15 protein-coding genes and 2 pseudogenes are annotated in these 19413 nt (G+C 64.2%); 5 read left to right on the forward strand and 12 right to left on the reverse strand.

The genetic code is table 11. The features are described 5' to 3' along the window. Positions 1-28: 28 nt before the first annotated feature. Positions 29-1207, forward strand: a complete 1179-nt coding sequence (locus AC1DNE_RS12155) for a Gfo/Idh/MocA family protein (RefSeq protein ID WP_441472042.1) — start codon at positions 29-31, stop codon at positions 1205-1207. 17 nt (positions 1208-1224) lie between these two features. On the opposite strand, the gene AC1DNE_RS12160 is transcribed toward AC1DNE_RS12155, so the two are convergent. The 10 genes and pseudogenes from AC1DNE_RS12160 to AC1DNE_RS12205 form a co-directional block, all read right to left on the reverse strand. Next, positions 1225-4359 (reverse strand): multidrug efflux RND transporter permease subunit, encoded by a 3135-nt coding sequence (locus tag AC1DNE_RS12160; RefSeq protein WP_441472043.1) that lies wholly within the window; start codon positions 4357-4359, stop codon positions 1225-1227. 4 nt (positions 4360-4363) lie between these two features. Continuing rightward, entirely contained in the window at positions 4364-5545 is a 1182-nt protein-coding gene (locus tag AC1DNE_RS12165; RefSeq protein ID WP_441472044.1) for an efflux RND transporter periplasmic adaptor subunit, read from the reverse strand. Between the two features lie 40 nt (positions 5546-5585). After that, positions 5586-6155, reverse strand: a complete 570-nt coding sequence (locus tag AC1DNE_RS12170; RefSeq protein ID WP_441472045.1) for a TetR/AcrR family transcriptional regulator — start codon at positions 6153-6155, stop codon at positions 5586-5588. A 160-nt stretch (positions 6156-6315) separates the two neighbouring features. After that, entirely contained in the window at positions 6316-7317 is a 1002-nt protein-coding gene (locus AC1DNE_RS12175; protein ID WP_441472046.1) for a 4-hydroxyproline epimerase, read from the reverse strand. Positions 7318-7399: 82 nt separating this feature from the next. Next, positions 7400-8362, reverse strand: a complete 963-nt coding sequence (locus AC1DNE_RS12180) for a dihydrodipicolinate synthase family protein (RefSeq protein WP_441472047.1) — start codon at positions 8360-8362, stop codon at positions 7400-7402. 120 nt (positions 8363-8482) lie between these two features. Then, the gene (locus AC1DNE_RS12185) at positions 8483-9193 is read right to left on the reverse strand and encodes a GntR family transcriptional regulator (RefSeq protein ID WP_476766473.1); all 711 of its coding nucleotides are present in this window, start codon (positions 9191-9193) and stop codon (positions 8483-8485) included. Between the two features lie 81 nt (positions 9194-9274). Further along, entirely contained in the window at positions 9275-9811 is a 537-nt protein-coding gene (locus AC1DNE_RS12190) for a chromate transporter (RefSeq protein WP_441472049.1), read from the reverse strand. A gap of 10 nt (positions 9812-9821) precedes the next feature. Then, positions 9822-10370 carry a chromate transporter gene (locus tag AC1DNE_RS12195; RefSeq protein WP_441472050.1) on the reverse strand — a complete coding sequence of 183 codons (549 nt, stop codon included), beginning with the start codon at positions 10368-10370 and terminating at the stop codon, positions 9822-9824. A gap of 346 nt (positions 10371-10716) precedes the next feature. Then, positions 10717-11514: pseudogene (locus AC1DNE_RS12200) on the reverse strand (endonuclease/exonuclease/phosphatase family protein); the annotation flags it as partial. 88 nt (positions 11515-11602) lie between these two features. Continuing rightward, positions 11603-13048 carry a phospholipase D-like domain-containing protein gene (locus tag AC1DNE_RS12205; RefSeq protein ID WP_441472051.1) on the reverse strand — a complete coding sequence of 482 codons (1446 nt, stop codon included), beginning with the start codon at positions 13046-13048 and terminating at the stop codon, positions 11603-11605. Between the two features lie 1203 nt (positions 13049-14251). Here AC1DNE_RS12205 and AC1DNE_RS12210 point away from each other — a divergent pair. The 3 genes and pseudogenes from AC1DNE_RS12210 to AC1DNE_RS12220 all read left to right on the forward strand — a co-directional run. Beyond that, entirely contained in the window at positions 14252-15988 is a 1737-nt protein-coding gene (locus AC1DNE_RS12210) for a hypothetical protein (protein ID WP_476841064.1), read from the forward strand. 74 nt (positions 15989-16062) lie between these two features. Further along, entirely contained in the window at positions 16063-16302 is a 240-nt protein-coding gene (locus AC1DNE_RS12215) for a hypothetical protein (protein WP_476766470.1), read from the forward strand. 60 nt (positions 16303-16362) lie between these two features. Further along, positions 16363-17081: pseudogene (locus AC1DNE_RS12220) on the forward strand (IS3 family transposase); the annotation flags it as partial. 27 nt (positions 17082-17108) lie between these two features. Here the strand turns inward: AC1DNE_RS12220 and AC1DNE_RS12225 are convergent. Further along, on the reverse strand, positions 17109-17558 hold the full coding sequence (locus tag AC1DNE_RS12225) for an MOSC domain-containing protein (RefSeq protein ID WP_476766469.1): 450 nt from the start codon (positions 17556-17558) through the stop codon (positions 17109-17111). An 83-nt stretch (positions 17559-17641) separates the two neighbouring features. Continuing rightward, complete coding sequence (locus tag AC1DNE_RS12230; RefSeq protein ID WP_476766468.1) at positions 17642-18160, reverse strand: cupin; 519 nt, start codon at positions 18158-18160, stop codon at positions 17642-17644. A 782-nt stretch (positions 18161-18942) separates the two neighbouring features. On the opposite strand from AC1DNE_RS12230, the gene AC1DNE_RS12235 reads away from it, so the two are divergent. After that, positions 18943-19227, forward strand: coding sequence for a BrnA antitoxin family protein (locus AC1DNE_RS12235; protein WP_441472057.1), 285 nt, complete (start codon positions 18943-18945; stop codon positions 19225-19227). Positions 19228-19413 lie beyond the last annotated feature (186 nt).

The raw sequence follows: 19413 nt of genomic DNA on the forward strand, positions 1-19413 counted from the left end.
GGCCACCAGTTCACGCATGGACAGGCCGATGACCGACGCACTTCCCACCCGGCTGCGCTATGCCATGGTCGGCGGCGGTCACGGCGCCTTCATCGGCGCCGTGCACCGCCATGCCATCGCCCTCGACGGGCAGGCGGAGCTGACGGCCGGCGCGCTGTCCTCGACGCCGGAGAAGGCCTTGGCCTCCGGGCGCGCTCTCGGCCTCAGCGATATGAACAACCATGCAAGCTGGCAGGCGTTGCTCGAGGCGGAACTGGAGCGCCCGCCGGAGGCCCGTGTCGATGCCGTCGTCATCGTCACTCCGACCGATAGCCATTTCCCGATCGCGCAGGCCTTCGCCGAAGCGGGCTTCAACGTCGTCTGCGACAAGCCGTTGGTTCATACGAGCGCCCAGGCCGATACGTTGGTCGAAACGGTGACGGCAGGCGGAACGGTCTTCGGCGTGACCTATAACTACACCGGCTATCCGATGATCAGGCAGGCGCGCGAGATGGTGCGCTCCGGCGCGCTCGGCGCCATCCGCAAGGTCGTAGTCGAGTATAATCAGGGCTGGCTTGCCACCGCTTTGGAGAAGACTGGCAACAAGCAGGCTGGGTGGCGCACCGATCCCGCCCGCAGCGGCATCGCCGGAGCGCTGGGTGATATCGGCTCGCATGCCGAAAACCTTGTCTCGGCCGTGACGGGGCTCGCGATCGAGGAACTCGTCGCCGATCTCGGTGCGCTCGTGCCCGGCCGGGCGCTGGATGACGACGCGAGCATCCTGCTGCGCCTTGCCGGCGGGGCGCGGGGCGTGCTCGTCGCCTCGCAGATCAATGCCGGATTGGAAAACGACCTCCGGCTGCGCGTCTCGGGCGAACTCGGAACGCTGGAATGGCGGCAGGAGGAGCCGAACCGGCTCGTCCATCACCGCAATGACGGCCCGATGCAGGTCCTGACGCGCGCGTCGCCCTGGCTGTGTGAATCGGCACGCCGGGCAGGGCGGATCCCTCCCGGTCACCCGGAAGGCTTCATCGAGGCGTTCGCCAACATCTATCGCGGCGTCTTCGCAGATATCCGCGCCCGTCAGGCGGGGCGCGTGGCCGATCCTCTGGATGCCGATTACCCCACCGTGGTCGACGGCGCCCGCGGCGTCCGCTTCATCGAATGCGCGGTCGCCTCTTCGGCAGAGCATCGCTGGCTGCGCTTCGACAGGCAAAGGGGCGGCTGAAACGCCGCCCCCAGCCCTCATTTCTGCTCCACGATCTCCAGCGGCGCCCGCTTGGAGCTTTCTTCCCGGCGGAACAGATTCATCACGAAGACGAAGAAGGCCGGGACGAGGAAGACCGCGAGGACCGTCGCCGAGATCATCCCGCCGAGCACGCCGGTGCCGATCGCGTTCTGGCTCGCCGCGCTCGCACCGGACGCGATTGCCAGCGGCACGACGCCGAGCGTGAAGGCGAGCGAGGTCATCAGGATCGGGCGGAAGCGCAGCCGCGCGGCCTCGGCCGTCGCCTCCAGCAGCGGCTTGCCTTCGGCATGGAGGTCCTTGGCGAACTCGATGATCAGGATCGCATTCTTGGCCGAGAGGCCGATGATCGCGATCAGGCCGACCATGAAGTAGACGTCGTTGGGCATCGCCCTGAGCGTCACCGCCGCGACCGAGCCGATGACGCCGAGCGGCACCACCATCATCACCGCAATGGGGATCGACCAGCTCTCATAGAGCGCCGCGAGCAGCAGGAAGACGAACAGGATGCTGAGCCCGATCAAGAACGGCGCCTGCGATCCCGACTGGATCTCCTGCAGGGACTGGCCGGTCCATTCGTAGCCGAAGCCTTGCGGCAGGTCGCGCGCCAGCCGCTGCATCTCCGCGATCGCCGCGCCCGACGAATAGCCCGGTGCGGCCTGCCCGGCGATGCGCACGGCCGGATAGCCGTTGTAGCCGACGACCTGCGTCGGCCCCTTCTGCCATTCGACCGTAGCGAAGGCGGAGAAGGGCACCATGCCGCCATGCACGTTGCGGACGTTGAGGCGCAGCAGATCGGCCGCCTGCATGCGCTGGCTCGCATCGGCCTGCACGGTCACGCGCTGCATGCGGCCGGCGTTCGGGAAGTCGTTGACATAGGAGGAGCCGAGATTGGCCGAGATCGTCGCGTTGATGTCGGCGAAGGCGACGCCGAAGGTATTCGCCTTCTCGCGGTCGATGATCAGGTTGACCTGGGCGGCGTCGGCCAGTCCCTCGACGCGCACCCCCGCGAGCACCGGGCTCTGCGTGGCGGCATTGAGCAGCTGCGTGCGCGCCGCCGACAGTGCCTCCTGGCCGAGGCCGCCGCGATCCTGCAGGCGGAAGCTGAAGCCGGTCGAGTTGCCCAGGCCCGAGATCGGCGGCGGCGAGAGTGCGAAGGTCTGCGCGTCCTTGATCTGGAACATCTTGCCGTTGATCCGCTGCGCGATCGCCGCGGCGGAATCGTTCGGGCCGCGCTCGCTCCAGTCCTTCAGGGTGATGAAGGCAAGCGCCGCATTCTCGCCGGCGCCGGCGAAGCTGTAGCCGGAGATGCCGACCATGCGGGAGACCGCAGGCTCGGCCAGCACGATCTTCTCGACCTGCTGGAGGACTTCGAGCGTGCGGTTGGCGCTGGCTTCCGGCGGCGCCTGGATGTCGACGAGAAGATAGCCCTGGTCCTCGTTCGGCAGGAAGGCCGAGGGCAGGCGCAGGAAGCCCCAGCCGAGACCGGCGAGCAGCGCGAGATAGATCACCATGTAGCGGCCGGGCTTGCGCGTGATCGCGCCGACGGCGCCGGCGTAGCGGTTCGTCGCGCGGTCGAAGCCGCGGTTGAACCAGCCGAAGAAGCCCTTCTTCTCGTGATGGCCGCCCTTGGCGATCGGCTTCAGGAAGGTGGCGCAGAGCGCCGGTGTCAGCGTCAGCGCCAGGAAGCCCGAGAACAGGATCGAGACCACCATGGTCAGGCTGAATTGCTGGTAGATGATGCCGACCGCGCCGGGGAAGAAGGCCATCGGCACGAACACCGCCGTCAGCACCAGCGTGATGCCGATGATCGCGCCGCTGATCTGGCCCATCGCCTTGCGGGTCGCCTCCTTTGGCGGCAGCCCTTCCTCGGCCATGATGCGCTCGACGTTCTCGACCACGACGATGGCGTCGTCGACGAGGATGCCTATCGCCAGCACCATCGCGAACATGGTCAGCACATTGATCGAGAAGCCGGCGGCGAACATCACCGCGCAGGTGCCGAGCAGCGCGACCGGCACGACCAGCGTCGGGATCACGGTGTAGCGGAAGTTCTGCAGGAACAGGAACATCACCACGAAGACGAGCACCATCGCTTCGAGCAGCGTGTGCATCACCTTCTCGATCGAGACCCGCACGAAGGGCGAGGTGTCGTAGGGAATCTCCTGCTTCAGCCCGGCGGGGAAGAAGCGGGCGAGTTCGTCCATCTTGGCGCGCACCGCCGTCGCCGTCGCCAGCGCATTGCCGGTCGGCGAGAGCTGGACGCCGATGGCTGCGCTCGGCTGGCCGTTGAGACGGGTCGAGAAGTTGTAGGATTCGCCACCGACCTCGACGCGCGCGACGTCGCGCAGCCGCACTGAAGAACCGTCCGTATTGGCGCGCAGCACGATTGCGCCGAACTCCTCCGGCGTGGTGAGTTGGCCCCTGACCAGAACCGTGGCGGAAAGCTGCGTGCCGATCGGATTGGGCTGGGCTCCGACGCGGCCGGCCGCGACCTGCGCATTCTGCGCCTGCACGGCGGCGATGACGTCGCTCGCGGTCAGCTTGAGCCCGAGCAGTTTCTCGGCATCCATCCAGATGCGCATCGAGCGCTGCGTCGCGAAGAGCGTCGCGCTGCCGACGCCGGAGACGCGCCGGATCTCGCCGAGCACGTTGCGGCTGAGATAATCGCCGAGCCCGACGGCATCGAGACGGCCATCTTCCGACGTCAACGTGACCAGCAGCAGGAAGCTGGTGCCCGCCTGCTCGACGCGCAGGCCCTGCTGCACGACCGAGCGCGGCAGGCGCGGCTCGACGCGGCTGATCCGGTTCTGCACCTCGACCTGCGCCTCGCCGATCTTGGTGCCGGGCGCGAAGGTGACGGTCAGGTTGATGCGGCCGTTCGCCTCCGAGGTGGACTCGAAATAGAGCAGGCCGGGAACGCCGTTCAGCTCCTCTTCCACCGGGCGCGTGACGCTCTGGTAGATGTCCTCCGGCGAGGCGCCGGGGTAGTTGGTGCTGATCGTGATCTGCGGCGGCGCGACGTTCGGGTATTGCGCGATCGGCAGCATCGGGATCGTGATGATCCCGCCGAGCATGATGAAGATCGCGACGACCCAGGCGAAGATCGGCCGGTCGATGAAGAAGCTCGGCATCGTATCAGCCCTGCTTGCCGGCGGTCTTGGCTGGAGCGGCTGCCTGCCAGGGTGCGCCGGTGAACTTCGCGCCCGGGCGGATCTTCTGGAAGCCTTCGACGACGACCTGTTCGCCGGGTTTCAGCCCGTCATCGATCACCTGCCGGTTGTCCAGCGTCCGGCCGGCGCGGACCGGCCGCAGCTCCAGCGTGCCGTCCTGCTTGAGGATGTAGAGCTGCGCCTGTCCGCGGCCATCGCGCTGGATCGCCTGCTGCGGCACGGCGATGGCGTTGCTCTGCACGCCCTGCTCGATCTCGACGCGGACATACATGCCGGGCAGGAGATCGCCTTCCGGGTTCGGGAACTCGCCGCGCAGCGTCACTTGCCCGGTCGTCGCATCGACGGTGGCCTCCGAGAACAGCAGCTTGCCCGAATGGCGATAGCGCTCGCCATTGTCGAACAGCAGCTGGACATTGGCTGCACCTGGGTCCGAGCTCGTCAGTGCGCCGAGCTTGAGAGCGCGGCGCAGCGCCAGCAATTCACCGGCGGATTGGGTGAAGTCGGCATAGACCGGGTCGAGCTGCTGGATCGTCGCCAGGATGTCGGCGGCGCCGGTGCCGACGAGCGCGCCTTCCGTGATCAGCGCGCGGCCGATCCGGCCGCTGATCGGGGCGCGGACCTCCGAGTATTGCAGGTCAAGCTGCGCCGCGGCGAGGCCCGCCTGAGCAGCCGCAACATCGGCATCGGCCTGGGCCAGCGCCGCGGTCGCGCTTTCCTGCTGCTGCGCGCTGGCGACGTTGCGCTCGCGCAGCTCGATGATGCGGTCGGATTGCTGGCGGGCCTGCAACTGCGTCGCTTCCGCGCGCTTCAGGGTCGCCTCGGCACTGGCCACGCGCACCCGGAACGGGGCCGGGTCGATCCGGTAGAGGACGTCGCCTTCCTTGACGAGGCTGCCCTGCTGGAACACCCGTTCGACGACGATGCCCGTGACGCGCGGGCGCACCTCCGCGATGCGCGTCGGCGCGATGCGGCCCGGCAGGTTGTTGGTCACCGGCAGGTTCTGCGCCTCGGCCGTGACGATGCCGACCGTCACGGGTGGCATCTGGGCAGCGGTCTTGGTCGGCTGCTTTTCCTCGCTGCAGGCGGCCGCGAACAGCGGCAGCGCGATGACGAGGATGCGGGAGAGGGTCAAAGACGAGAAAGGCATGGGTTCGGGCTCGGCGCTCGATATGTGATCTGGTTGCGTTTCAGGTTTGGGGAAGTGCGCTCGGCGACTGCCCGACCAACCAGCCGATCTCGGCGATCAACCTGTCGCGCTCGGCTTCCGGGAAGCTGAGCAGCCCGAACCAGTCGAGCAGGGTCAATCCCTCGACGGCGAGGAAGGCGAGCAGTGCACCGCGCGGATGTGTCGAGGATGCGGCGATGGCGGAGAGCGTGTTCTGCAGCGACTTCTGCACGGGCCCGCGCAACTCGGCATCCTGTGCCAGGGCGACGCAGAGGTTGAGGGCGACCGCGCGGTCTTCTTCCGACGATGAGCGCGAGGCGGCGGCGAGGCGCCCGTGAATATCCGCATCCGGCTTGCCGGCTTCGGCCGCGATGAAAGCCTGGATCCGCTTTTCCTCGGTGCCGACGCGACGTTCGATGACGGCGCCGATCAGTGCGCGCTTGCTCTTGTAGTCGTAGAGGACGCTGGCCTTGCTGATGCCGGCCTCGGCCGCCACGGCATCCAGCGTCAGATGCGCGGCTCCCGCCCGCATCACGACCCGTTCTGCCGCGTCGAGAACCGCCTCGCGGTCGATGGTTCTGTGCCTGCCCATGGGTTTTCCAATAAATATCCAACCGGTTGGATATTTATTGAGGTGCGATAAGTCAAGGCGAGCCGCATGCGCGGCGCACTCGACATCTGTCGGGCAGCGTCGGATTGCGTCGTTCTGAGAGGTGAGGGCGCTTGCGCTTAAGCGGTGGGAAGCGCCGGGCTCACTTCACGACGAAGCCGTGCGCGAAGGGGTCGCGATCGTCGATGAAGATCGTATTGATGCCGGTCATCCGCGCCCAGCCGGCGATGGAGGGGATGATCGCCTCGCGGTTGGCGACGGTGGTCGCCGCCTCGACACGCCCCTTGAACAGCGAGCCAATGATCGACTCGTGCACGAATTCGTCGCCGACCTTGAGCTTGCCCTTGGCGGCGAGCTGGGCCATCCGCGCCGAGGTCCCGGTGCCGCAGGGCGAGCGGTCGATCGCCTTCTCGCCATAGAACACCGCGTTGCGGGCATGGGCTTCCGGCTGGGTCGCCCGGCCGGTCCACTGGATATGGCTCAGGCCCCGGATCTCCGGGTGCTCCGGGTGGACGAATTCGTATTTCGCGTTGAGCGCCGCGCGCAGCTTCGGCGACCAGCCGACGAGCTCGCCGGCGGTATGGTCGGCCATGTCGCGGAAGTTCTTCTGCGGCTCGACGATGGCGTAGAAATTGCCGCCATAGGCGACATCGACCACGATCTCGCCGAGGCCTTCGACCTCCGCCGTCAGCCCCTCGGCGTAGAGGAAGCCCGGGACGTTGGTGAGCCGCACCTCTTCGACGAAGCGGCCTTCCTGGCGGTAGGTGATGTCGACCTTGCCGGCCGGTGCGTCGATCGAGAGCCGGCCGGGCTCGCGCGGTGTGATCAGGCCGTTCTCGATGCCCATGGTGATCGTGCCGATCGTGCCATGCCCGCACATCGGCAGGCAGCCCGAGGTCTCGATGAAGAGCACGGCGACGTCGCAATCGGGCCGGGTCGGCGGATACAGGATCGAGCCGGACATCATGTCGTGCCCACGCGGCTCGAACATCAGCCCGGTGCGGATCCAGTCGAACTCGCGCAGGAAATGCGCGCGCTTCTCCAGCATGTTTGCGCCTTCGAGCCTGGGGCCGCCGCCCGAGACCAGGCGGACGGGGTTGCCGCAGGTGTGGCCGTCGAGGCAGGAGAAGGTGTAGCTGGCCATGGATCCGGTCTCTCGAGGCGCCTTGGAACCCGTGGCGAAGGGGCTGGCCTCCATCGCCACAGGCGCGGTCGATGCTCGCTCGTCAGGCGGCGTATTTCTGCACGGCGCCGGGCTGCTTCGTCCAGGCGGCATACCAGCTGTTGAACAGCTTGAACTGCGCCTCGGCATAGCCGCGCTGGCTCTCGGTCAGCATGTCCGTTTCGTTGAAGTGCAGACCGTATTCCTTGTCGCCCTTCAACACCATCAGATGCTTGAAATAGAGCACGAGATCGGGGCCTTCGTCGAAGGAGGAGAGGATGCCGAGCGCCTGCTCCAGCTCGAGCGCGCGCTGGCGCGCCTCGGCATCGCCCTGGGCTGCCGCCTCGGACAGCCTGCACAGATGCAGCACTTCCTTCGGCAGCACGTTGCCGATGCCGGTGATCGCGCCGGTCGCGCCGCAGTTCACATAGCCGTGGAAGACGGCGGTATCGACGCCGATCATCAGAGAGACGTCGTCGTCGCGGCTGGTGATGTTCTCGGCCGCGTAGCGCATGTCGGCCGGGCCGCCGAATTCCTTGAAGCCGACGAGGTTCGGATGCTCGGCCCGCAGGGCGAAGAACAGGTCGGCCCGGGTGGCGAAGCCGTAATAGGGGCTGTTGTAGATCACGGCCGGCAGATCGGGCGCGGCCGAGAGGATCGCCTTGAAATGCGCCTTCTGGGCGAGGACGACCGTGCCGCGCGAGAGCACGCGCGGGATCACCATCAGACCCTGCGCACCGACTTTCTGCGCATGGGCGGCAAGCGCCACGGCGGAGGCCGTATTGACCGCGCCGGTGCCGACGATGACCGGGATGCCGGCCTTGACCAGCCGCTCGACGCCTTCCATGCGCTGCGTATCGGTCAGCAGCGGCCAATCGCCCATCGAACCGCAATAGACCACGGCCGACATGCCTGCGGCGATCAGCTCCTTGCCCTTGCGCACCAGCGCATCGAAATCGGGCGTCCGATCCGCCTTGCAGGGCGTCATCAGGGCGGGGATCACGCCCGAGAAAATCTTGGCCTTCATCGCGCTCTCCTGCTGGCTTTGTGGGACGGGAGAGGAACCGTGTCGCGCAGCGATCCGCCTCTCCCCGGCGCTCTTATCTCACATTGCATATTATTTGTCGACAAGAATTCGACAGGCAGTTCAGAGGGCAATCTCCAGTCGCTTGTCGCCCACTGTAAGCTTTTGGATCTGCTGGATGATCTGCTCGGCATGAGCGCGGCCGAGGCGTTCGGCGGCCGCCATGTCGCGCGCCGCGATAGCCGCGATCATGTCCTCGTGCTCGTCGACGAATTGCTGCGGAAGCCGGTCGTCATAGGACTGATAGTAGAGCCGCAGGAAGCGGCGCCCTTCGTCGAGCAGGCGGTTGAAGAGGCTGTTGAAATACGGATTGCGGCCGGCTTCGGCGATGGCGGCGTGAAAATCCGCATTCGTCGCGATCATCGCGAGCGCATCCTGGGCCTTCACCGCCGCGGCGAACTCCGCCTGCCGGGCGCGGATCACGTCCAGATCCTCGGGGCGATGGTTCTGCGCCGCAAGCTGTGTCGTCACCCGGTACATCAGCATCAGGGCGTCGAAGAAGGGCGACAGATTCAGGAAGTCGAGGTTCGACACCATCGTCGAGCGGTTGGGCAGGGTGACGATCAGCCCTTCACCGGCCAGCCGCACCAGCGCCTCGCGGATGGGCGTGCGCGACATCTCGAAGCGCTCGGCGAGCTGCACCTCGTCGATCGGGCTGCCCGGCGGCAGCACCAGATCGAGGATTTCGTCGCGCAGCAGGTCGTAGACCAGCTTCACGCCGGAGCCGCGCTTGCGCTCGGGCACTGCGCTTGTGGTCGTCTTCGCCGGTTTCATTCGCACACCTCTTGTCGACAAGAGGGATAGTGAAGCTGCGTGGCCCGATCAACGAACCACGCGCCCGGCCCCGTCATTTCTTCAGATCAGCGCCAGCAGATGCAGCCCGACGAAGCAGCCGGCGCCGCTGGCGATCAGCAGCAACGGATTGATCGGCGTCAGCATCAGCAGCGCTGTCGAGACAAGCGCGGTGCCGCGTCCGAGCCAGCCGCCGTCGAGCGATTGGATCAGCACATAGCTGGCGGCCAGGATCATGCCGGCCGCGACGGGGCGCAGGCCTTTTTCCAGCGCGCGTAGCAGCCGGGCGCCCTCATAGCGCGACCAGATATGGGCGACGCCATAGATGAGGAAGGCGGTCGGCCCGAAGATGCCGACGGTCGCGGCCAGCGCGCCCCAGAACCCGGCGATCTGCCAGCCGATCAGCGTCGCCAGGAGCGAGCCCGGCCCCGGCGCCAGCCGCGCGATCGCGAAGGCGTCGACGAATTGCGCGGCGCTCAGCCAGTGATGCACGTCGACGATCTGGCGGTGCATGTCGGCGATGGCGCTCTGGCCGCCGCCGATCGTCACCAGCGAGAGCGGCAGGAAGACCACGAGGATGCTGAGCGGCAGATTGGGCATCGTCCGGTGCTCAGCCCCGATAATAGGTCACGGCGACACTCAGCGAGCCGGCGCCGAGCACGGTCCAGAGCAGCGGCAGTTTCAGGATCGCGACGGCAAAGAAGGTCGCGGCCATGATCGCGAGCGGAAAGACCCGGCGCGGCACGCGCCGTGCCGCGGTCAATCCCATGGCCAGCGAGAGGCCGATCGCGGCCGAGGCGGCACCGTTGAGGGCGACATGGGTGACTGCATAGCCGCCGAGTGAAGAGAAGAGCGTGCCGATCAGCACGATGACGATGGCGGCCGGCAACACGATGCCGAGCCAGCAGGCGATCGCCCCGCTGCGTCCGCCGAGCTTGTAGCCGATCCAGATCGCCATGTTGGTGACGTTGACGCCGGGTAGGGCTTGCGCGATCGAGAGCCCGTTGAGGAAATCCTCTTCGCTCATCAGCCGGCGCCGTTGCACGAATTCCCGCAGCATCCAGCCGCTCAAGCCGCCGCCGAAGCTGGTCAGCCCGATCCGCGCGAAGATCAGGAAGAGTTGCAGCGCGCTTGGGCGCTCGGCCAAGGCATCCGGCATCTGATTCCACGCCATCTTGCAGCTGACAGGGCCAGAAAGCAGCATTTGTCGGATGTTGCCAGCGTCGGAACGCATGCGCGTCATGACGCTGGACCGCGATAGCTTCCAAGGAGGTGTGTCAGGCCCGGCGCAGGGTCCGCTTGACCGCGCGCTTCAGCCGGTCGCCCGCCTTGCGCACGAGCGCCCGGTTGCTGCCTTCGCTTCCGTCCGGAAGCTCCGAGATCGGCAAGGGACCCTCCTCTGGTCCCGCAAGCGCGGCGCCGCTCCGAAAGCCGATGATCGCGGCAGCCGGACTGACCGCGTGCCCGAGCGCGGCAGTAGGCAGGGGAAGGCCCGCGAGGCTCGGGTCGAGGATGGCCTTGATCGGCAGGTGATCGGAGGCGATGCGCGCCAGCGGCGTATCATGGACCGTGACGTCGGACAGCATCTCCGGCCGGTTGGCGATGATCCGGTCGAGTGCCAGCAGCGGCAGGCCCGAGGGAAAGCTCGGGACGGGCATCGGCAGCGTGCCGAAAGTGGGACCGAGTTCCTTCAGCGACGAGCGGTCGCCGAGGCGCCATTCATTGAGGTCTCCGAGCAGAAGGGTGGGGCGTTCGTCGCGGTTCCTCATCACGTCGAGGAGCATGCGCGTCTGCTGCGAGCGCGAGCGGCGCAGGAGGCCAAGATGGGCGGCGACGATGCGCACCTCCCTGCCGCCCTCCAGATCGAGGTCGACGACCAGCGCGCCGCGGGGTTCGAGCCCGGGCAGCGAGACCTGATGGACGTCTCGCACAAGCCCCTGTCGGAACAGAACGACATTGCCGTGCCAGCCATGGGCGGCGGCGTTGGCACTCTCGATGGGAACGGGGAGGAGACCCGTCTCCTCCTTCAGCCTGGTAAGGTCGAGCAGGCCGTGGCGTGCGCCGAAGCGCTTGTCGGCTTCCTGCAGCGCGATGATGTCGGGGGCGATCTCGCGGATCACCTGCGCGATGCGGCCAGGATCGAAGCGGCCGTCGACGCCGACGCATTTGTGAACATTGTAGGAGGCGACCAGCGTGCCTGCCGGCCGCTCGCCCGGCCCATGCCTGGACGCTTCATCGCGGTTCTTCCGCTGGCGGAGCGAGGCGATGATGCTGGCGCGCAGGCTCGGGCTCTTCTTCTGCATCGCTCTGCCGTTTGAGGCTTTGGCCCGCTCGAATCGAACAGGACGAAGCTTTGCATATCCGTGGCGCCAGGGCTGCGACCCGCTCGGCTCAAAGATAGGGCGAGCCGAGCCAGATCAACCTGTCCATCAGACGCAAGACATAAGGGCGTGCGCGCAGGCCGGCAAGCGTGACCGGCGTCGCCTGGGCCATCACAGCCTCGACGCGCTCGGCGATTCCGCCTGCGAAATGATGGTCGAGCACTTCGATGTCGATCTCGAAATTCAGCCTGAGCGAACGTGGGTCGAGGTTGGAGGAGCCGACATAGGCCCAGCAGTCATCGACGACGAAGAGCTTGGAATGGTCGAACGGGCCGGTCGAGCGCCAGATTCGGCAATAATTCTTGAGAATCTGGTCGAATTGCGCGGTCATCGCCCTGTCGACCAGCACCAGATTGTTGACGGAGGGGACGATGATGTCGATGTCGACGCCGCGCCGCGCCGCCGTGACGAGTGCGCTGATCAATTCCTGATCCGGCAGGAAATAGGGCGACATGATCCTGACGGAGCGCCGCGCGACCGAAAGTGCGCCCATCAAGAGCTTGTGATTGGTCTCCAGATAGCTGTCGGGACCCGACGGCACGGCCCGCACGAGCGCGGCGAATTCACCGGCGGCAGGCAAGGTGATTTCCCATGCCGGGCCTTCGAGCGCCTCGCCGGAGGCGAAGCGCCAGTCCTCCGCCGCGACCGTGAAAAGATCGGCGACGATTGGTCCGGTCAGGCGAAAATGCGTGTCATGGGCATAGGTGTCGCCGGCGAACTCGCGGGTGAAGCCCTGGCGGATGTTCATGCCGCCCATGAAGGCGACGGTCCCGTCGACGACGATGATCTTCCGGTGCGTCCGCAGATTGGCATAGGGCAGCCTGAGGCCCATGATGATGTTGCCGTTGAACACGTCGACCGCGACGCCGCCCTCGCGCAGATGGCCGGCGATGCTGGGCACCGAATAGCGGGCGCCGACCGCATCGATCAGCACGCGCACCGCAACCCCGCGCCGATGCGCGGCGATCAGCACATCGGCGATGCGCAGGCCGATCGGGTCGCGGTCGAAGATGTAGCTTTCGAGGATGACGCTGCGCTCGGCCGCCGCGATGGCGGTCAGCATGGCGCTATAGGCTTCGTCGCCGGTTCGCAGGGTTTCGATGCTGTTGCCGGTGGTCAGAGGGTGGCGGGCCACACGGTCGCCCAGCGTCTTGAGCGCGGTGAAACGTTGCCCGAACCGCGCCCCGACCGCCTTGTCGCCGACGTGGAAATGCGTCGCTGCCCGGCCGTGGCCGGTCCGTTGCGCGAGGAGCGAGGCGCGCCGGATGCGGTTCACGCCGGCAATCGCATAGAGAAGGGGGCCGACGATCGGCGAAAGGATGATGACGCCGGTCCAGCCGATGGCGGCGCGCACTTCGTCCTTCGTCATCACCGCATGCGCGCCGGCGATAGCCGCCATCACGATGGAGATGGCGGCAAGGATATGCGGCCAGTAGGCTTGGAGAATCCCCCACATGCCTGTGAAGCTAGCGCGTGGGCGGCCGATCCGCCATGGCGGCGGTTTGGGGGCATCCCGACGGCCAAGAAGGCCGGAGCATCCCGTTCGGTGTCATCACCCGTCAGGGTGTGCGGAACGCATAGATTGTCGGCAGTCGCCTTTGTAAGTCTCTGATATTGTTGATATCGAATTTCGGCGTTGCAGGAAGTCTGTCGGCATTTGAGGCTATAGTCTGTCGGCATTCTGGCCACGGAAATGAGGCCCTAGGCCGGCAAAACTGGCTTGAAACAGTAGGAAAATCATCGCGCGGACGCGCAACGCAATCGGCCCCGAGCAAAGAGTTGCTCGGGGCCGATTGCGGTTTCGCTAGCGGAAGAAGTTGTAGATCTCCGATTGAGCGCGCCGCGCTCCGGGCGGGCTATCGGCGTCGACCAAGATTAGATCGACCGCCGCGAACTCATCGGTTGGGGCGGCGGTTGTCGCGCAGCGCGCTGGGCTCGAGGATTCTCTCCATCCCCGTGCGAACGGCCCAATTTGCGAGTGATTCCGCCTCCGACCTGTGGGTATAGAACTGCCCCAAGCGCTTACGCACCGAGCTGCTGTCGTCCGCCATCGTCCTCGTCAATCGCTGAACCCGAAAGCGTTGATAGATCGGTTTAAGCTGTAGCGATACGATCCAACGCAGGGATCGACAACTGTGGTTGAAGAGCCCTCTGTCGTCATCCAGAGCGGAGCGGGAATTTTCCGTGCGGGGGGGCTAACACAGCACAAGCCCCAAGCATGCCCCTGCGGCTCGCGCGAAATGCGACGTTCAGATCGACAAAATTCCGTCCCGTCGACCGATGCGCCTCAGCGCGGTTTCCGGACGCCATGGACGGATTGGAAAGCGGGGGCATGACAACGATCCCACGATGATCGCTCTGGGAGCTCGGGAATACGACGTCTCGTATCAGAGCCGCGAGCGACCGGTTCCGGGCTTAATTCAACGACCGCTTGTGGCGCAATCTTGAAGGCAGCGCCTACCGCGGAAGAGGCGGATTTTGGGATTGCTCGAACCTAAAATTACGAGCGGGCGCATCCACCCCATCTGGTTTCAGTCACACTCTTCTGAAGGCGCATACGGGCCAACTTAACCTAGCGTCATGGGCAGATTAACGTAATAATGCGGCCGGCTGCAGCGTTCCACATGACAAGGCAGTCAAAAGGGAAAAGGAGGGTACGATGAGCGTGCGCGCTTTTTCTGCTCTATCCGGCCACCTCCGTCTGGAGCTCCCAAGCCTACTGAGATCGCGCTCCACGCGGAGACGTCGATATCGCCCCCTTTCGAGGGCGCCGTTCTGGCTTGCGCTCGTTTTGCTATTTTCGGCTTCACTCCTGCAGCCATTATTTGGCCAATCCTTCGACGGCCGAGATCCCGCGACCGGGAAACTGCTTGCGCCGGGCGCCGCGATTGGTCAGTACCTTCAGGCTTCGGAGGAGCTTAAGCTACGTATACTGACGTTGCGCAAGGCTCTGGATCAATGCGGAAACTGCACCAATAGAACGGCTCTTCAAAGAGATATCGATCAAGCCATCGAGAGGCGGAACACAATACGCGCCGGCGAAGGTATCGCGCTCAGGCAGCTTGGGCTTCCTGGCAAAAATTTCGAAGAATTCGTCTATCAGATGCGTACCGGATATAATTGGAACAATGTCGCGGCGGTAAAATTTGCGGAGCAACTGAGATTAACGATTCTAAATTATTGCATGATTTCGACCAAAGATGATGGCGACAATCTCAAATGCCGGACGAAATATTTCGACAATTCGATCAGCTCAAACGCCGCGAATTCCGTTGAGATTTGCTTCAAGCGACTTCAAGCGGCCGATCAAGAACTCTTGCATAATTTTCCACCGCCTGACGCAGACCCGAAACTTGTCGCTGCGCACGCAGCGCTCTGGATTGCCAATGGTGCTTGCCTGAAAGAGATGAACGCCTATGAACTCATGCGGAATGCGACGAATGAAGCCTGTGGGTTCCAGGATCTAGGCGCCAGTCTCAATGAGCCCGAGTTCATTTGTGCCTGCAAAGCGTTTCCGGCGGACCGAAAGGCCGCTTGCCCGGCCAACCCCGTGCTGCCGCAACCCGCGTTTCCCACCTTCCCTGTCCTTGTCGAACCTGCTGTCCGGATGCTGGACCCCCAAGGGTACGGGCCGGAGTTACTTGGCGTAAGGCTCGGCCAACCGGTTCGAGAGGCCGACCAGCTGATCAGGCGGAAAATGGCAGTCGAATCTGTCTATGATCTTCCGACAGCCAATCATAAATTTCTCGGAACGGACAGCAGCTTCAGAAACCGGGATGGCCTTTGGCAAGTGGAGTTTGGTGGGCGTTTGTACGTCAACCGTGACGGCTCCGAGTTTGTCGCAATCATGACAGTTCCCAATCTGCCAGGACGGGTTTTTGAACTCATGCACTCCGTCCTTGTTTCGCCTGATAAACTACAAGACGCTCAGAATGCTTTGGTTGCGGAGCAGGGGCCGCCATCTTTTAGTACAGAAAATATTTTGCACCACAACATCTGGGGGAGTTCTCGCGACCAACGTGAATGCGCCCCGGCGTTCGCGGGCCTGGCGTTGGAAGAATGGGTCCGCCTAGAGGGTCAACCTACGATTGTCTCCAAGAAATCAGCCGGCCTTGGCACCTCTGAGGGACGCCAGTTTGGACTCTACGGTATGCTTTCCCCCTTGATGGCCACCTACGTATTCAATCGTCAGGATGGTAAGTTATACAATTGCCAACCAACCTTGGCAGCTTCGTATGAGCTTGCTTCTCTTCGGCAGAACGATCCTCAAGGCCGGCTTCGCAATGAGCCCGCGCTCGTAAATGAGAGATTATTCGATACGGCGTTGTTTCGATGGTATGAGATCCAGCAGGAATATAAGAATTCGAAGAGATCGCGACCTATCGCATATCAATAGACGCGAGAGCGTGGTGACAACCTCGCTCTCAACCCAATGCGTAGACTTATAACGAACTGAGCATGAGGTCCGAGATGCGTCGAATATTCTACGTGATTTTTGCCTTCGTATTGTCATCTGGGGTAGCGCATTCGGCAAACGATTATCCGGTCAGCGGCCCCTGGGCGCTCGTTCTTCCTACCTCTCCTCAACTTCAGGTCGAAGCCTGCAAAGCCTTCGGGCGATTGGGTTTGGCCAAAGTCAGTGGTGAATCCATCGGTGGCGGCGAACTGATCGTCTTCAATGGCTCCAAGCGACATAATTTCGGCGGCTGATCCACCCCCGTTGAATTGGTCCACCCTGAAGTATGTGTTTTGGCAGACAGGAGGACCGAGATGCCGAAGAAACGCCACAAGCCCGAAGAGATCGTCGGGAAGCTACGCCAGGTCGATGTGCTGGTCTCGCAGGGGCAATCCGTTGCCGACGCGATCCGCTCTATGGGCGTGACGGAGGTTAGTTACTATCGCTGGCGCCGCGAGTTCGGCGGCCTGAAGACGGATCAGGTGAGGCGGATGAAGGAGCTCGAGGCCGAGAACGCCCGGCTCCGTCGCGCCGTCGCGGACCTGACGCTCGACAAGCTGATCCTGAAGGAAGCCGCGTCGGGAAACTACGGAGCCCCGCGCGTCGCCGTGCGTGCATTGAGCATGTCCGGGTCGTCCTGAAGGTGTCGGAGCAGCGGGTCTGCCGCGTGCTCGGGCAGCATCGCTCGACACAGCGCCGCATCCCGCATGGACGAGACGACGAGGAAAAGCTCATCGCCGACGTCGTCGAACTGGCCCGCCGTTACGGCCGCTATGGCTATCGCAAGATCGCCGCGCTGCTGCGCTCGACGGCAGGCTGGGTCGTCAACGACAAGCGGGTTGAGCGCATCTGGCGACGTGAGGGGCTGAAGGTTCCGGCCCGACAACCCAAGCGCGGCCGCCTCTCGCTCGCGGATGGATCTCGCATCCGCCTGCGTGCAGAGCGGCCCAATCACGTGTGGTCCTACGACTTCGTCGAAGACCGCACCCATGATGGGAGGAAGTACCGCATGCTGAACGTAATTGACGAGTTTAGGGGGCTTCTCGGGATCGCGTGAAAGCTACCCTGGGTACGGTGCAACGGCAGCACCGACGCTGGCCGATCCGCTTTCGATGATGCGCGCGGTGATGCCGCCATGGCCCCGAACAGCGTTGTATCCTCCCACGCCGAGGATTTCCTCCATCCGGGAGCAGGGATGACACTCCCCCGTGGTTTCGAGGATCGCGGAACCGATTCTGAAGCGCCTATCCTTCAGCGCGAGCAGATTGATACCGCGGGTCACAACATTGCGTCGCAATTCGCCCGGGTGAATTTTTGAACGGGCTATGTAACTGGCAATCGCGGAGAGGTGCTCAACTTGGATCAGAGTCACCTGGCGCTTGCCCGCGGCGCGGGTGTGGCGATCGCCAACAACACCGCGGGTAATGTCAAAATCGGCGCTTTGGAGCGCGACCATTGGTTCGCTACGCGCCGGCCGAATGCCCAACCACACAACCTGCCCAGTCTTCATGGGAGCGTTCAGGAGCTGCGCAAGCGGGGAGGAGGGGTTCAGAGGCATCAATCGTTCTACCGTACTGGAATGCGCCCAATCACTCAGGTAACGCTCGCATCAGCCCATAGGCGAAGCATCGGGCCGTCGACTCCAACGACTGGATCCCGCGGCGGGAAGCTCAAGATCGAAATCTTTTGGATCATGGCCGACGTCGGTTCCTCCCGGACGATGTCGCCGGTCTGGCCGGGCGGGTACGCGCCGACAACAAGGAAATCGTTAGATTGGCTGAGCTGGCGGTGACCCGTTCCCGCTGGAAGAACCACCACATTGCCGGCCGTCACCTTGACCTCCCGGCCCGTATCGCCCCCCAGCATCAGCTTCGCGTGCCCTGCCGCGATGCCGAGCACTTCGTGACCCTGCGAGTGATAATGATCGAAATCGTAGATTCCATCGCGCCATTGCGGTGGCCAGCCATTTTCGGAGAACCGTTTTTCCATGAGCGTCGCCAGATCGGCAGCATCGGGACCGAACGCCCCCTCATAGATCAGTGCGGGAAGCCGGGGATTGTTTGGGACGAAGCTCCAGGGCTCGAAACGAAGGGCGGTCACGGTGGTCTGCATAGCCTAGTATCTCCCAAAGACGATCCTTGAACGCAGTCGTCTCATGGCCGTTCCTCGCCGAGAGTTTGGTTTGATTCAGCGGATCCAAGCGAGGGCGTAATTATCTCCTGAGCGCCTTTCGGCTTGGCGCAACCCAGGGACCACTCGGGTGGACGCCGCGGAACAGCTTTCCTCCCCTCCTGACACTCGCTCGGGCGAAACTGCCCTGGGAGGTGTCCCCAATGCCGGAACCGTCCGTTCCTTTGGGGATCTTAGCGCCAGGAGGATCAGCCAGACGACAAGAGCAGCTGTGGTGCACAGGATCGGTCGCGGGTTAATCTCAATGAGACTACGAGGTGCGCTATTGGAACGACAAATTCGGCGTCTCCAAAGCACGGCTTTAAGATGCCGTGCCTGCCGCTGGTTCATCCGCCGAGGCTGTGGAGAGGGAGCTGCGCCGCGACAAATTGGGCGGGGAGAGCAGGCAGTGAGCGCAACCGTCGAGATCCGCCGGCACCGCGAAAACTGGGTCATAGAGGGTGGATCGGCTCGCATCCAGATCACGTCCCCTCGGGATTCGTCGAACGCTTTGTTGAGGACTAGGCGACTTCGGAAGAGGTTGGCACTGCCGGATTCCCGAACCACCAAAGAACCATCATGGTCAGTGGCGTTCCCACTGACGTCTACGTGATAGGCGCCCTCCGTCGAAGCAACTTTCCAGGATTGAGCGGGTACAGGATTACGCCCCTTTTCCATCCAGTCCCTGTTACTATCGGTTATCAGGTGCCGGGTATGAGGACTTCATGAGCAACGATCGAACGCGCCGCCCGACGAGCGCGCGGGACAAGGCGGAAGCCCTTTTTGCTGCGCCGAAAGTGGCGCCACCTGCGTCAATCGAGAAGCGTACCGTTCTGCCGGGCGCCAAGGAGATGGTCACTCTTCGGATCGACAGCGAGGTGTTGGCGCACTTTCAGGATGGCGGCCCCGGCTGGCAGGACCGGATCAACGACGCACTCAGAAAGGCGATCCCAGCAGCCCTTGATGAGGGGCTGAGGCCGGACGAGCTTAACTCGTCGAACGATGGCTGATAATCGGCCCGCGAGCCCCACTTCGATGACCGTGCAGCACTGGCTGATATAGCTCCGGCCAGAATCGCGAGACGCGATACGGGCCTGGCGCGCTGCGCCGCGACGCGAAGCACCGAGCCAGCTTTATCCCTAACAGGCCAGATTGTTCGGCGTCAGCTGCACCCAGTGCGATCCAAGCTTCGGATT

Source organism: Allobosea sp. 05L423, assembly GCF_056397745.1.

Bases quoted from the DNA above. Each gene is read 5' to 3' on its own strand.
- AC1DNE_RS12155 (WP_441472042.1), top strand. From the start codon at position 29: ATGACCGACGCACTTCCCACCCGGCTGCGCTATGCCATGGTCGGCGGC.
- AC1DNE_RS12160 (WP_441472043.1), bottom strand. From the start codon at position 4,359: ATGCCGAGCTTCTTCATCGACCGGCCGATCTTCGCCTGGGTCGTCGCG.
- AC1DNE_RS12165 (WP_441472044.1), bottom strand. From the start codon at position 5,545: ATGCCTTTCTCGTCTTTGACCCTCTCCCGCATCCTCGTCATCGCGCTG.
- AC1DNE_RS12170 (WP_441472045.1), bottom strand. From the start codon at position 6,155: ATGGGCAGGCACAGAACCATCGACCGCGAGGCGGTTCTCGACGCGGCA.
- AC1DNE_RS12175 (WP_441472046.1), bottom strand. From the start codon at position 7,317: ATGGCCAGCTACACCTTCTCCTGCCTCGACGGCCACACCTGCGGCAAC.
- AC1DNE_RS12180 (WP_441472047.1), bottom strand. From the start codon at position 8,362: ATGAAGGCCAAGATTTTCTCGGGCGTGATCCCCGCCCTGATGACGCCC.
- AC1DNE_RS12185 (WP_476766473.1), bottom strand. From the start codon at position 9,193: ATGAAACCGGCGAAGACGACCACAAGCGCAGTGCCCGAGCGCAAGCGC.
- AC1DNE_RS12190 (WP_441472049.1), bottom strand. From the start codon at position 9,811: ATGCCCAATCTGCCGCTCAGCATCCTCGTGGTCTTCCTGCCGCTCTCG.
- AC1DNE_RS12195 (WP_441472050.1), bottom strand. From the start codon at position 10,370: ATGCCGGATGCCTTGGCCGAGCGCCCAAGCGCGCTGCAACTCTTCCTG.
- AC1DNE_RS12205 (WP_441472051.1), bottom strand. From the start codon at position 13,048: ATGTGGGGGATTCTCCAAGCCTACTGGCCGCATATCCTTGCCGCCATC.
- AC1DNE_RS12210 (WP_476841064.1), top strand. From the start codon at position 14,252: ATGAGCGTGCGCGCTTTTTCTGCTCTATCCGGCCACCTCCGTCTGGAG.
- AC1DNE_RS12215 (WP_476766470.1), top strand. From the start codon at position 16,063: ATGCGTCGAATATTCTACGTGATTTTTGCCTTCGTATTGTCATCTGGG.
- AC1DNE_RS12225 (WP_476766469.1), bottom strand. From the start codon at position 17,558: ATGAAGACTGGGCAGGTTGTGTGGTTGGGCATTCGGCCGGCGCGTAGC.
- AC1DNE_RS12230 (WP_476766468.1), bottom strand. From the start codon at position 18,160: ATGCAGACCACCGTGACCGCCCTTCGTTTCGAGCCCTGGAGCTTCGTC.
- AC1DNE_RS12235 (WP_441472057.1), top strand. From the start codon at position 18,943: ATGAGCAACGATCGAACGCGCCGCCCGACGAGCGCGCGGGACAAGGCG.